This window comes from Rhodococcus sp. NPDC077669 (genome assembly GCF_040686915.1).
In the GTDB taxonomy this organism is placed as follows: domain Bacteria; phylum Actinomycetota; class Actinomycetes; order Mycobacteriales; family Mycobacteriaceae; genus Rhodococcoides; species Rhodococcoides fascians.
The window spans coordinates 16372-30375 of record NZ_JBFBMD010000017.1; the positions used below are offsets into that span (position 1 = coordinate 16372).

The 14004-nt window shown below is 60.9% G+C and carries 13 protein-coding genes; 6 read left to right on the forward strand and 7 right to left on the reverse strand.

The genetic code is table 11. From position 1 onward, the window contains the following. Positions 1–27 precede the first annotated feature (27 nt). Positions 28–1953, forward strand: a complete 1926-nt coding sequence (locus AB0P23_RS18220) for an NAD(P)/FAD-dependent oxidoreductase (protein WP_363798666.1) — start codon at positions 28–30, stop codon at positions 1951–1953. A gap of 9 nt (positions 1954–1962) precedes the next feature. On the opposite strand, the gene AB0P23_RS18225 is transcribed toward AB0P23_RS18220, so the two are convergent. Then, complete coding sequence (locus AB0P23_RS18225; protein WP_283551121.1) at positions 1963–2637, reverse strand: hypothetical protein; 675 nt, start codon at positions 2635–2637, stop codon at positions 1963–1965. Between the two features lie 263 nt (positions 2638–2900). Between AB0P23_RS18225 and AB0P23_RS18230 the strand changes: the two genes are divergently transcribed. Next, on the forward strand, positions 2901–3425 hold the full coding sequence (locus tag AB0P23_RS18230; RefSeq protein ID WP_283551120.1) for a hypothetical protein: 525 nt from the start codon (positions 2901–2903) through the stop codon (positions 3423–3425). Positions 3426–3448: 23 nt separating this feature from the next. Then, on the forward strand, positions 3449–3964 hold the full coding sequence (locus AB0P23_RS18235; protein WP_283551119.1) for a hypothetical protein: 516 nt from the start codon (positions 3449–3451) through the stop codon (positions 3962–3964). Positions 3965–4030: 66 nt separating this feature from the next. Here the strand turns inward: AB0P23_RS18235 and AB0P23_RS18240 are convergent, their stop codons facing one another. Further along, positions 4031–4804: a hypothetical protein gene (locus AB0P23_RS18240; protein WP_287454843.1), complete on the reverse strand. Its 774-nt coding sequence runs from the start codon at positions 4802–4804 to the stop codon at positions 4031–4033. Positions 4805–4977: 173 nt separating this feature from the next. Between AB0P23_RS18240 and AB0P23_RS18245 the strand changes: the two genes are divergently transcribed. Next, entirely contained in the window at positions 4978–5916 is a 939-nt protein-coding gene (locus tag AB0P23_RS18245) for a hypothetical protein (protein WP_283550880.1), read from the forward strand. Positions 5917–6334: 418 nt separating this feature from the next. Beyond that, complete coding sequence (locus AB0P23_RS18250; RefSeq protein ID WP_283550881.1) at positions 6335–7252, forward strand: NotI family restriction endonuclease; 918 nt, start codon at positions 6335–6337, stop codon at positions 7250–7252. Positions 7253–7276: 24 nt separating this feature from the next. Here AB0P23_RS18250 and AB0P23_RS18255 read toward each other — a convergent pair whose 3' ends face one another. The 5 genes from AB0P23_RS18255 to AB0P23_RS18275 form a co-directional block, all read right to left on the reverse strand. Then, on the reverse strand, positions 7277–8314 hold the full coding sequence (locus tag AB0P23_RS18255; RefSeq protein ID WP_363798670.1) for a DNA cytosine methyltransferase: 1038 nt from the start codon (positions 8312–8314) through the stop codon (positions 7277–7279). 566 nt (positions 8315–8880) lie between these two features. Further along, complete coding sequence (locus AB0P23_RS18260; protein WP_283550882.1) at positions 8881–9750, reverse strand: hypothetical protein; 870 nt, start codon at positions 9748–9750, stop codon at positions 8881–8883. A gap of 341 nt (positions 9751–10091) precedes the next feature. Further along, entirely contained in the window at positions 10092–10469 is a 378-nt protein-coding gene (locus AB0P23_RS18265) for a hypothetical protein (RefSeq protein ID WP_063216776.1), read from the reverse strand. Between the two features lie 61 nt (positions 10470–10530). Continuing rightward, on the reverse strand, positions 10531–11841 hold the full coding sequence (gene codB, locus AB0P23_RS18270) for a cytosine permease (protein WP_283550883.1): 1311 nt from the start codon (positions 11839–11841) through the stop codon (positions 10531–10533). Next, positions 11838–12302, reverse strand: a complete 465-nt coding sequence (locus AB0P23_RS18275) for a nucleoside deaminase (protein ID WP_032368971.1) — start codon at positions 12300–12302, stop codon at positions 11838–11840. Before AB0P23_RS18275 ends, codB begins: the two co-directional genes overlap by 4 nt. Positions 12303–12446: 144 nt before the next feature. On the opposite strand from AB0P23_RS18275, the gene AB0P23_RS18280 reads away from it, so the two are divergent. Further along, on the forward strand, positions 12447–14000 hold the full coding sequence (locus tag AB0P23_RS18280; protein ID WP_283550884.1) for a PucR family transcriptional regulator ligand-binding domain-containing protein: 1554 nt from the start codon (positions 12447–12449) through the stop codon (positions 13998–14000). The last annotated feature ends 4 nt before the right edge of the window (positions 14001–14004 follow it).

The following is a 14004-nucleotide window of genomic DNA, read 5'->3' on the forward strand; positions in this document are numbered from 1 at the left end:
AGAGCAGCACGCAATAGGAGGTAACCGGTGTCCACAGATGCAGCAACGGCAGCGGAGACCGTGGGTGAGGTAGATCGGGATCGGCTCTCGCGGGCTCTCACTGCGGCCAATCTGCCCACACTGGTGGCGGTGCTCTATCAGTTGACCGGCGATCGCACGTGGCTCACCGATCCGTATCGCCCCACCCGTAGTCGGGGTATGGACAACAACGACACGGGCGGGTTCGACGACGCCGTGGCCGACCACATTCGCGCCGCTGCGCTCGACGCGATCTGCGCGTTCCACGAGGGCACGCCCATGGCGGTGCCCGCACCCGACTCGGAGCACCTCGTCGAGATGATCAGCGTGGCTGTCGGTGAGCAGGTTCCACCCGAGTTCGGCGTCATGGTCGCCGAGGACATGGGCTTCACCGCCGCGGACACTCCGGTGGCCGCACCGAACGATATGGCGGTCATCGTGATCGGTGCCGGCGTCTCGGGAATGCTCGCGTCCATCAAGTTGCACGAGGCGGGCATCAGTCACACGGTGCTCGAGAAGAACTCCGACGTGGGTGGTGGCTGGTTCGAGAACACCTACCCCGGAGCCGGCGTCGACACCCCCAGTCACCTGTACTCCTACTCCTTCGCGCCGCGCGCGTGGAGCACACACTTCGGCAAGCGCGACGAGGTGTGGCAGTACCTCAGCGATGTCGCCTCCGAACATGATCTGCGGCAACGCATTCGCTTCGACACCGAGGTGGCGACCGCCGAGTACGACGCGCAGCGGCAGGGCTGGACCGTCACCACGGTCGACGGCGACACGCTGACTGCCGACGTGGTGATCACCGCTACTGGTCAGCTCAATCGGCCGAAGGTTCCCCACATTCCCGGGCTCGAATCGTTCGACGGACCGATCTTCCACACCGCCAACTGGCCGGCCGATCTGGATCTGACCGGCAAGCGGGTCGCCATCGTCGGAACCGGGGCCAGTGCCATGCAGGTGCTGCCGGCCATCGCGTCGACGGTGGGGCATGCGACGGTGTTCCAGCGTTCACCGCAATGGGTCTCGTCGAGTGACGTGTATTTCACCGAGATGGGCGACGACGCCAACTACCTCATGGACGTCGTTCCGCTCTACAGGCTGTGGTACCGAACGCGGCTGGCCTGGAACTTCAACGATCGTGTGCACAGCTCGCTGCAGGTCGATCCCGAGTGGGAGCATCCGCAGCGCTCGATCAACCCGATGAACGACGCCCATCGACGGGTGTTCACCCGCTACATCGAAGCCGAGCTCGAGGGCCGACCGGACCTCATCGAGAAGTCGTTGCCCGACTACCCGCCCTTCGGCAAGCGGATGCTCCTCGACAACGGCTGGTACGCCGCACTCAAGCGCGACAACGTCACCCTCATCGCGGACGCAGTCTCGTCCATCACCGCCAACTCGGTTGTCGCGCAGAATGGTATGGCGACCGAGGTCGATGTGGTGATCCTCGCGACGGGCTTCGAGACGCATAAGCTGTTGACGCCGATCGATGTGCGCGGACGATCGGGTGAGTCCATACGCGATATCTGGGGCCCGGAGGATGCGCACGCGTATCTCGGCATTACTGTTCCCGACTTCCCGAACTTCTTCATCACCTGCGGTCCAGGCACGGTACTGGGCCACGGGGGCAGTTACATCACGATCGCCGAATGCCAGGTGCGCTACATCGTCGATGTGTTGATCGACATGGTGGACAAGCGAATCGGAGCCATCGAGTGCAAGGCGGACGTGGAGACGGAGTACGTCCGCAAGCACGACGAGGCGCACGCGAAGATGATCTGGTCGCACGGCGGCATGGACAACTGGTACCGCAACGACGCCGGGCGCGTGGTCTCGACGTTGCCATGGCGCATTGTCGACTACTGGGAAATGACGCGGCGAGCGGATCTCGACGACTTCGTCACCGAGCCCCGTCGGAACCAGCTCGCGTGAGAGCCGTTCTCAGAACGCGATGTTGACGTCGCGGGAGATCACGAAGCCGTGGTCGCCGCTGTAGCAGGCAATGCCGCCCTCGGTGGAGCGGCAGAAGGTGCCGGTCACTCCGATGACCTGGCCGTACTCGAGTACTCGAGGCTCTCCGTTGCTCGGATCTCCGACGAAGATGCCCTGGTTGGTGCAGATCTGTTCGACGGTGTCGTCCTGGTTAATCTTCACCCCGTAGGTGTTGTTCGCGGCGTTGGCGCACTCGCGTCCGGTGTTTCCCGGCACCGAGTAGCGGACCTGGCAGCCCACGATGGTTCCGGGTGCGTTGGATGAGTTGAAGCCGCAGAACACGTTTTCGCTGGGGGACTGGAAGAAGTACTGACCGCCGGGTTGTTCGTAATCGCGGGCATCGACGTTGACGTCGTCGCGGTTCGGGGCAGGTGGCACAGCAGGGACGCCTTGCTCGACGGGTATGGCCGGCACCGGGGCGACGTCGGTGGTGAGCTCAGCGGTGGGCTCGGAGCCACTGCCGCCGTCGGAGTCGGTGTAGCCATTGGCCGACGGAGCTGCGGCTGCACTGGTGGTGGGCGGTGACGCGGTTCCTGTGGGTTCCTCGGATCCGCAGGCGATGGCTGCGAAACCGGTAGCGGCGATCAGTGCGCAGGTAGCCACGACTCTGCGGACTCGATTCATTTTGTTCGTCCTCACCGGCGTCTGCACAGTGCATCACCTCTGATCAGAGAATCGAACGGGCCAAGTGGTCTGTTAACGTCTTTCGTGTCACGACCCCGTCACGAATCGATATACGAGTGGTCCTTTTGTCGTGATTTCTGCGAGGGTGGGTCGGGAAACGAACCCAGAAGCGCTCGATGTTCCAGGTTCGACCGCGAGTGCTCGGTCCGGTGTCGCAAGCGAACCCGGTATTCCATTGTGCGACGTATCGGAAGGCGTGCTGTATGCGAAAGACGTTGCGGCGAGCGGTTGTATCGATCGCACTGACCGTTCCCTTGATTCTTGGAATCGGCGCAGGAACGGCTGCGGCAGCGCCGCAGACCACGCTGCTCCAGATTCCGGTGGTCACCGGTTTCCAGATCGCACCGGGCGCAGTGCCCGGTGGGCTGTTCCAGACCATTCCGATGAAGGCCACGGTCGGTACCGAGCCGGGTGTTCTGCTGTTGTCCGCGGCGAATATCGCGCCGTATGCAGACCAGTATCCGTACCGAAGTCTCGGTGTGACTTGGCGAAACTGGGACATCGGCTTTCGCGGAAGCGCGGGCCTGCGGCACTGGCAGGACAACCCCAACCCGGGCCCGCCCAACGACCTGCCGCCGCTACACAGTGAGCAGTACCCGCGCGAAGTAGCCCTGCCCACGGGGAGTGGGTGGGTCGAGATCACCGTGACTCACTACCGCGATTACTACGACGGCGAGCCGTACGCCGACACGCTGATCCCGGGCAAAGGCTTGATCTACGTGCCGTGATCGCACCTACGAAAGGCAACTCGATGAGGACATCGATCCGATGCGGAGTCGCCGCCCTGGCGCTGTCCGTCCCCCTGGCCTTCGGCGTAGGTGCCGGAACTGCAACCGCTGCGCCGCAAGAGTCGGTACTGCAGGTGCCTGTCGTCACCGGGCCGGAATTCGTCCCCGCGGGCGTTCCCGGCGGACTGATCCAGACCATTCCGATTCGCGCGGTGGTCGGGGAGAAGCCGGGTGAGGTGCGGTTCTCGGCCGCCGACATCCGGCCGTACTACTACCAGTTCGCTTACCGGCACCTGACGGTCAACTGGCGCAATCTGGCTACCGGTGAGGTGGGTTCTGCGGGGCTGCGCCACTGGAATGACGAGATCGATCGGACTCAGCCGGCCAATCAGGGTGGTTCGCAGGCCTATCGCCTGCCGACCGAGGTGACAGCTCGAACGGGTGCGGGTCCGGTGTTCGTAACGGTGACCCACGACCGCGAGAATCCCGATGCGTCGAACGCTCTGATCCCCGGCTTGGGTGTGCTGTTGGTGCCATGATGTGTGGCATCGGTCGCCGTACTGCGAAAAGTTCCATGCTCGTATCACTATGAATCGCAGGCTGATTCAGAACAACGTGGGTGCGGTGTAGCGGCCGTGTCGTGCTTCGTTCAGTCGGGCGCTCCAGCGCTGCACGAGCCACATTTCGACGAGCTCGGGGCTGGTGCCGATGTCGGTGGCCCATGCCGTGATGAGTTCGACGTAGCGGTCGTAGCGGCGACGGGTGAATCCGGCGACCGACGGGTCTTCGAGCCACCCTTCGTGGATGAGGGTCGAGACTCCGTATTGATCGATCAGCTGCGCCAGGCCGCCGTAGACCGACGCCTTCACCGCCCACAGGAACGTGGCCATCAGGGACATTCCGACGCCGGGTGCATCGGGCCATCCGGACCAGGTCGAGTTCGGGTGGTCGGGCACTGCGCGGTTGCGGACGCAGCTGTCGAGTACAGCGAGGGTCTTGGCGACGGGGTTCTCGTCGGGACGGTTCAGGTGCGGATTCATGACATCCGGGAATCGTCGCATCGCTCTGCGGTGTCGATGGCTGCCCTGCCACGCTGCGCAGAGGAACAGTAGGCCGAGCGAATCGTGTTCGCCTACAGCCAGATCGGTGCCGATCCGTAGATCGTTCCGCTGCACAGTGGCACCGCCGTATTCGACGATTTCGCCGTCGAGATTGCGGCCGTACAGTCGCAGATCGTGCCCAGCCCTGTCGAGGTGGCCGTTCCACCAATCCAGGTCCACCTCCACGCCGTCGTCGAGGACATGCAGGTCGTAGCTGCGGTGCTGACACCACTGCACACAGGCCGTGGGAGGCGGGAACCCCTCGTCGAGTCGTGACATACCGCCATCGAAGCATTGGGTACCGACACATTCGGCGGCGTTTCCGATCTCCCTGCGAGTCACAGTAAACAAGCGCCGGATTGACTGACGTCAAGCTAAAGTGTTCTGAAGCACAACCGAGCAACTTCGGAGTCTGCAACCTAGCGTCGTAATGCCGAATACGGGGGCGAAGCATGATTGGCAAGGATGCGGACCGCCCACTACCGCGTCGGAAGACGCTGGATGAGCAAGCGGACGATTTGCAGCGGTGGAACCAGCGCTGGCTGGAGGTAGAACGGCTTCGGCGCGTCGTAGAGGAGGCAATGCCCGGCAGATCTAGGTTTACCCAGGAAATACACCTGTTCATGTTCATAATCGAGGCGCATCTCGGAAGCGACTGGGTGACGGCAAACGCGGAGTTTCACGCCGATGAGAAGCCCGGCAAGGGAGCCGAGTATCTCCGCAGGGATAGCGACCTTCGAATACCCGAGTTGTCTCAGCACTACCTACGACTGCGGGAGCTCGCTCGCAGACTTTTTGCGTTCGAGGACGAGAATTTCTATGGCCGGCTGCGTGCCAATCTGTTACGGCGAGACCTGGAGGGCGCAGCCTTCGAGGCCGACGTAGTCCAGTCTTTGCTTGCTCTTCCGGTGCTGATCGACCTGCGAGGAGAACGCAACGTCAAGGGAGACGATTACGATATCGACGTCTGGCTCCGTCCACCTCACAAGAAGTGGTCGATCGAGGCCAAGACCAAACACGACGACGGCCCCTACACGAGAGGGGGCTTGCTTAACACAATTCGGGGCGCACGCAGACAACTCCCGGCGAACGGAATCGGCTCCATCTTTATCAAGGTGCCGCAAGCGTGGGCCAGCAACCCTGCCTTTCAGGCCGAAGCAGAGGAGGCAATCGAGTCCTTCCTGCGCAACACATCTCGTGTGCACGCCGTCGTAATCGTGTGGGACATCTACAGCTATGATTCCGTTAACGAGAAGTCGTGGAGCTGGAAGCCAGCTCGGATGGTCTATCGATCACCGGACATCGACCCGCTGGTCGACGAATTGCTAGGATTTTACGAAAGGCTGTGGAGTCAGCCGCGCGACTATGCCGAGCTTATCTTCCCGTTTTAAACGGTCGGTACGATGATGAGATTGGACGTCGTCATTTTTGCGCGTCCTGTTCCGTGCGCAGAAGTTATCCTCGACCGGCAACGAACTGTGACCTGCACCCAAGGCATTACCGTTGTCGGCGGTCGGTGTGGGTCAGGCAAGCTGAGCGTCGCCGAGGCTGGCCGATTTTCGCCGGGGGTGAGGGTGAGAGCTGCCCCGCCGAAGCGCAAAGCTGCAGACGGCAATACCTTCGTCACGGCAAACCGTGTGAGTTACACGCTTGGCGATCGACCGCACGCGACTCAACGATCGGACGCCACGATGCCGCCGATGAACATGAATCCCCCATTGGCCGTCGTCAGAACCGTGTGCCAAAAGGCCTACGAGGTATGCAACTCCAATGCCAGGGTGTAACAACCGGATGAACTAGGCTAGTTGCATGGCTGGAGAAATTTACGAATGGTTTGGGTTTCGCGCGGCGGACCGCTCAGTTCTTGCGCGGGAGTCTGCCGATGCGAAACGGTGCCCGTTTGTTGATGGTCCTTGCACGAAAACAGGAGGGGTATGCTCGGTAAAGCTCCATCAGAGCCAAGAAATCGTGCCGGTATGCCCAAAACGTTTGTACTTTCGGGGCCACGAGTTTTTGCGCGAAATTGCGAAGGAGGCGTTCTCCGGTCTTGATCTGATTCTTGCGCCTGATGGATTGCCCAACCTACTTCCGGGGAGCGACCTCAAGACTGCTAGATCTGAGCACGGAAAGTTTAGAGCGGGCGCGTTTGGCCAAGGCTGGGCAGCTGAAATACGCCTACCTGCGGCGATAAAAGGAGGTGCCCGATATTCGGTAGATTTCACTGTCGTCGCAGTTGATGAAACTGGTGAATTAGTTTCATTTGTTCCAGTCGAGGTTCAGACGATCGATACCACGGGTAGTTATAAAGTGAGCCTGGATGCCCTACATGATGACCGTGAGATTGTCTCGTCAAACATTGGAATGAACTGGGAGAACGTCAATAAGAGAATACTTCCCCAGCTCATCATTAAAGGTTTAATGCTGCAAGCGGAACGATTTTGCAAGACAGGGATCTACTTCGCCACACCAGAATCTGTCTACCGACGCCTCGTTCTCCGCTTAGGCGGAGAAGATCGACTCCGGCAGATACCGAAACAGCCCGGCAGCATCACATTTATGCGCTACCGCCACGACATCGAGGCGGCTTCATTGCCCGGCGCGGTCGTCCCGCTTAGGCGGCTCCCTGACACTACGATCTCTACCAGTGACATGAGCCTCGCATTCATCACTCCGCAGAATCTTCCGCCTGGTGGTGCGTTCGAGCAAGAAATATTGAAGAAGATTTAGCTATTAGCGAGGCTACATGTCGTCTTACAGAGCGGGTATAGCCGGCCTTTTTCTCGCCCGGGTGGACTTTTTGGGTGCTGGCGTGAGTAGAGAAACAACGTGTCTTGCCACCGCTTCGGCCAGAAGTACGGGAACAGCATTTCCAATTTGCCGACCCTGGGCCGTTTTAGATCCCTGCAGTATCCAGTCGTCAGGGAAGGACTGAATCCGTGCAGCTTCGCGTACCGTTAGTTGTCGCGGTAGGGTTGGGTGAATGGGTGGATGAAAGCCAGCCAAATGATTACCGTTTGGGCCGTATCCCCCTCCTGCCCGGATGGTATGCGACGGTTTGTCGTAGTCGAGTCGTGCTCGACGATAGTTGGGGTCTGTTTCGCCGGGTGCTAGATTGTCCCACCGCTCAGCAACGTGGCGGGCGTGTGATGGGGGTACATGGTTGAATTCTTGGTCTTCCAAACCTTCCAGGTCGGCGATCGCGTCCCTAACTGTCTTCCGGTGGTCCTTTGTGGACGGAACTGGCAGCGATGGATCGCCGTCTTTAAGCCCAATAACAAACAGGCGGCGTCTGGCCTGTGGTACACCGTAGTCAGCCGCGTTCAATACACCCATCGCGAAGTTGTAGCCGTGGTCCTCAAGGGCGGACAGTATTCCGGATAAATGATCGCCATTGCGCCTGTGCTGAAGTCCTGAGACGTTCTCGATTACGATTGCCCGGGGCTTTACGGCAGCAACAACGCGGAAATATTCTCGCCATAGAAAGTTTCTTGGATCGGTTGGGTCGCCCTTGCCTGCGCTGCTAAACCCTTGGCAGGGCGGGCCTCCAATAACAATGTCAACGTTAGAGTGCTTCGGCTTGTAGTCGCGGATATCGCCCTCGAATACATCCCACTGTGGCCGGTTATATCGGAGTGTCTTGCAGGATTCGTAGTCATTGTCGACCGCTACCAGAGTCTCACAACCTGCTCTCTCAAAGCCGAGGTCAAGCCCACCTGCGCCAGTGAACAACGATACAACCCTCAGGGATTTCCTCACGCCGCTCCTCGTATCTTCCTGACCGCCCGGCACTGTTCACGACTCGGTAGCCCCAACCGGGTGGCTCGCAACCGTTCTACCTACACCACCGCTTCCGGCACCTGACGAGCCTACAACGTCTGTACGACTCCGTTGGACGTAGCCGCGGACACCACCAGCGTCGCATGGTTCTCTCCAAGCTACGGGGGCCACTTGCACCTGTCGGACCGCCACCCGACCGAGCACTGTCACGGGTCCGGGACCGTGGCCATCAGCGCCCGCGGCGTCTCTGTGACGAGGCAGGTGAGGAGGCGGCAGTGTCTTCGTTCTTCGACCCTCCATGTAACTTGGCTTCCGTATGCCGAGTAGCTCTAGAGTTATTGAGGCTCTGTGATTGCGGAATGGACTTGGGTGACGGCCTCATGGCCTTGGCGCGTGGCGCACGATCTGGGTGTTGAACAGCGTCCATGTGTCGGCGGTGCCGCGCTAAGGGGCGGGAGATTTTAATGTTGGGAGTAGCTCTAAACCGAATTTGACATGTCTGCATTCTTGGTGGTGCTGAGGGGAATGCACTGCCAACTCTTCGGCAATATGTTGGAGGAAATTTTCTCTACTTTGCGTTAGCTGGATTTTTGAGGTTTCGCATTTTGGGCTGCCGCATGGGTTGCTTGTATGCTTAGATTTGTAAATTCAGGTGATACTCTCAGTCCATCGGCCTCTTTTGTGGCAGACAGAATGCGTCTCTCGGACCTCTCGTCACTAAGTAGTGGCCGTCCGCCGAAGGATAGCCGGCCGGCGTCGTCTCTCCAGATAAACTGTTCGACTTGGATATTCTGATATATTCGTGCAACTTGCGGCGCACCTCCGACCGTCCTTGCTGTCTTCGACGCAATTAGTTTGAGTAGAACTTCAAGGGGTTCCCAATCGAAGTACATCCGACGTTGCATAGATTCTTCGAAAGGGTGTCCTCGCATCGGTAGCGGCAGCAGGCCCGCGCTTTGCCCGCGGCTCAGAAGAATTCTCAGTTCTGCCTTGGCTTCTTTCTCAGCGTCACCCACGAAGGTGCAGCGGAATCCAGATTCAGTCGAAATAGCCTTTACTTCTGTCATGGACAGGGATCCCTCTGGACTATATTGAAAAGTGTAGAGCTCAAACCTGCTTCTGCGCCAGGACCAGCCGGCAAGCGCTACCTTAATTTGGGGAGTGTGTTTTCTGTCGCCGATCGGAAGATCGGTTACATGTTCCCTATTGTCGTTATAGACCCGCTTCAGTTCCCTCGCTAAATATCGTATGTCCGTCCGCCCGGCGATGTGTCCATCGAGCAAGTGGCACGTATTGATGGCGTGGATCAAAAAGGCGTAGGCCTCCTCCGCGTCTCCTGACATGATCATTGCGGTTCCCGGATGCGGCAGTGGAACAATTTTCGGGCAACTGTCCCAGCTTTCGCCGCCGCTAATGCGTGAATCGGCCGCAATCACTAATTCTTCCAATGTCGAATTTCGTCGGATCCATATCGCAATTAGAGTCAACTTCCGTGCTCCATCTATGTAAGGGCAAATCTGTCGTTGGTGTGTAAGTCTAGTGCGGGCCGTGTGGGGCTCAGTCAGCCGTTGAAGCTTACCGCTCGACGTTGGAAGGGGTGCTTACTTTTCTAAGACTCAGAACTTTCCTGGGTGAAAGTCAGTTACGCAGAGTGCTTGCAGGCGAAAGCGCGGACATGCGCCGACCCGGCAACCGAAACAGTGTCGATTCCGAAATCGGAAAACGGACGGTCAACGCCATCGAGTACATCAACTGTTGTCGGCGGGTATGTATCCGGTGGCTCTGGGTGTCATCCGAAAGCGATGCGAAGCCCGACGCTCGCTGTGGCCCCACCGGCGCTGAGGATGAAATTGTGTCGTCCTTCGTTGCGGAAGACCATCTGCATCGGCAGGAACCAGAATCGATTCTCGCCGGTGAAGCCGGCACCGGGGATCTGCAGGCCCCGCTGATTCACGATGTGTTCGCCCGTGGCGTCGAGCACTTCGAGCGTCGCGGGAAAGTCCTTACCGATGTCGTCCGGTCCTGTCTGTAGCAGCGCGACCAGACGGCATTCAAGCATGCGGGTGTCGCGAGGGACGGTGCAGGTATCCCAGACGCCGCCGAGGATGTCGAGCATGTCTTCGCTGACTCGCGCGTACTCCGCGAAGAACAGCCCGGTGATGATCATCGGCTTCGGCCACCTCTTTCGACCAACACTGGCGTCGGGGTTGACAGTCGTGTCGACAACCCTAAGCGGCCAGGGAGCCATCTGCTGACGCAGCGCCGCGTCGATGCAGAACCATCGTCAGTGCGATGGCGACGATGATGCCGATCAAGGGCGGAATTCCGAATTCAAGTTCCCCGGACAACCATGCGAGGAATGCGGCAAAGGCGTAGACCGCGAGATGTCGGCAATGCACGAGCGGGGGAGTGTGTCCTTCAGGGATGCCCTGACGCCAGCGGCACAGGAAGTCCCCGATGAGTACACCGCCCAACGGGGGAATGAAAGTGCCGAGCAGGCTCAGGTAGTCGACGAGATGGTTGTGCACGCCGACGAGCGCGAGCAGGGTCCCGATGACGCAGCCGCCGATGATGAACGGTGCCTTGCGCGGATGCCGGAACATCTCTGCGCCCGCAACTCCGAAGGCATATGCGGTGTCGGCGTTGCTTTTCCACAGGTTGCCGAACAGCAGGATCAGGCCCCAGCCGACGAGTCCCAGGTTGTAAAGAACCAGAACGAAGTCGCCCTCACCGAAGGTGATCGCTCCGATCGCCCCGAACAGAATCATCATTCCGTTGCCGAGAAGGAACCCGATGATGCACGCCCACGCCGCTTGCGACCCGGATCGCGCGAACCGAGTCCAGTTGGGTGCCTGGGTCCCCGCGGAGACGAAAGTGCCGACGACCGTCGTGATGGCGAGCGTGACCGTCATGGTCGTCGTGGGTGCGATCGACGTCAGACCGGCGAACCCACCGACCTCGTCGAGAGAGCGGGAGACCACCCAACATGCCAGCGCGATGATCAACGGCGTCGACACGACCGAGACCCAGTACATCCCGCGGTATCCGTAGCACGCGGTGATGCACATGAGGATGCTCGCACCGATCATGACGGCCGCCCGCGCGGCATAGGACTCCCAGCCCAAAGCCTGCGAGGTGAGCTCACCGATGGTGCCGATGATGACGCCATACCAACCGATTTGCGTACCACCGAGGAGCAACGACGCGAGCTTGGATCCACGGGTGCCGAAGCTGTAACGCGCCATGAGCACGGTCGTCAAACCCGTACGTGCACCGGCAAATCCCATCATGGCCACGTACGCGCCCAGAATCGCCGAGCCGGCGACGATCACCAGGATGAGGGTCCAGAAACTGAACGCCGTGCCGAGTGCAGCGCCGGCCAGCATTGTCGGAGTGAAGATGGTGAAGCCCAGCAGCACGATGGCCAACGAGAAGAACGGCTTGCGGGCACTGCGGGGCACGGGCGTGACGGGGTAGTCCAGGTCTACCGGTTCGTCGGCCTTCTGTCCGGTGGACTCGTGATCGGCTCGGTTGCTCATGCCTCCTCGCCGATGTCTTCGAGCCACAGGCCCGGGCGCTCCGCCAACATGCGTTCCATGAGCTGCAGACAGGCGGGGTCGTCGACGACGTCGAGCTGTACCCCATGCTCGCGCAACAGACTCTCCGACATCTCGAAGGAGCGGTTCTCGCCGATCACGATTCGCGGAATTTCGTACAGCAATGCGGTTCCCGCACACATGAAACACGGGGACAGGGTGGTGTAGAGGACGGACTTGCGGTACACCGAAGCCGGCAGCCGCCCCGCTCGCTCGATGCAGTCGGTTTCGCCATGACGAATTGCGCTGTCCATCTGCACGCGCCGGTTCCGTCCCACCGCAAGTACTTCGCCGTCGTGCACGAGTGCCGCGCCGATGGGAACGCCGCCTTCCTCCCAGCCGATCTGTGCCTGTTCGATTGCAAGTCCGAGGAAGTACTCGTCGGTGTGCGCGGGATCGGTCAAGGGGTCCTCCTGAATCGTCTACGAACGGTGAGGGTGATGCGTGCCATCAGTCGACCAGGCCTCGCACAGATTGCCAAGGGACAACGTGTCACTCGAGCAATAGTCGATCTGGAGCACTGTGTCCCGTCGGCGGAGCATGAACGAATGCTGCCGACTCTGCGAAACGTTCTGGCGCTGCCGTCCTTCGAAGCGGCTGCTGTCGAGGTACTCACGGGCTCACCCGACACCGTGGTCGTCCGCTGGGTGCATTCGTCCGAGGTCTACGAGATGGGCGGCTTGCTGTCGGGCGGAGAGCTGTTGTTGACCACCGGACTCGGCCTCCAGGGACGATCGGCCCAGCAGCTGACCGCCTACGTCGACCAACTGGCCGACGCGGGATGTGCCGCTCTCGCAATGGAAGTCGGGCGCTCATTTCTCGTGGCACCGCCGGAATTGGTCGAGGCCGCGCGTCGCCGAGGGGTGGCATTCCTGACGCTGCACACGATCGTCCCCTTCGAGCGGATGGTCGAGGACTTCCACGACCTCGTGATGAGGCGCCGGCTCGGAATGCAGCGCACCGGCGAGCCGGTCTGGCATCAGCTCATGGACCTCGTCGTGGCGGGGCAGGGTATGACTGCCCTACTCGACGCGATCGCACGGCTGGCCGGCTGTGGCGTCGATCTGATCGACGCGGAGGGCCGCGTCGTCGAACACAACGCTACCGCTGCGCCGCGATCGGCCGATGAAAACACGGTCCTCGACGTGCGCGGACCCGCGGGCTCGCTCGGTCGGCTCGTGCTGGCCGGACGGACCACTGCACGGCGCTCGGCCATCGGTCACTGTGCGGCCGTGGCGGTAGCTCTGGAACTCGGTCGACATCCAGGCCTCGGTCCCCGGCAGTCCCGTGCACAGGCCGTGATCACCGATCTCGTGGGAGGCACGTCGACCTCACACGGTGACCTGGTCGAGCGCCTCGGCGCAGCCGGTTGGGCACCCACCGAAGGCCACCATGTTCTGGTGGCCGCCGTCGACGTCGATCAACGAACTCCGGCGCGCGAGCTGTTGATTCCGGTTCGAGAGGCGGTCGAGTCCGTCCTCGGGCGGTGTTTGGTCGGGGTGGCTGCGAACCACGTCGTCGTGCTCGCGCAGGGCTGGGTGCAGCCGTCGCCTGCGCGAGTTCGCTCCGCGTTCAACGAGATCGAGGCTCTGCTCCGCGGCGGATCTCATGGTTCAGCATTGCGCACGATCGGTGCGTCGGCTCCGGTCCTCGGGTTGTCTCACATCTCCGATGCGATCGGCCGAGCGCGTGAGGTGGTCCAGATCGCGCGGCGCTTCGGAACTCGCACCGGTGTTCTGTGCGCTCGCGATGTCGGTGTTCAACGGTTGCTGGGCGCGTGCGTACCGGCCATGATCACGGAGTTCGTCACCGAACAGCTCGGTGACGTGATCGCCTTCGACACCGAACACTCTGCCGATCTCGTGCGAACCCTCGATGCCTTCGTGGCGAACGGCGGTAGTAAAGCCCAGACCGCGATCGGACTGGGCATCAGGCGACAGTCTCTCTACGCCCGGTTGTCGCGACTCGACACGCTCCTGGGCACCTCGCTCGATGATCCGACGCACCTGGCCGGTCTGGGACTCGCTCTGACGGCGTGGCGTATGCAGACAGGTGTTGACCCGCAGGCCGCATTCGCGCGTACATCGCGCTGCGGAAGCTGACCCC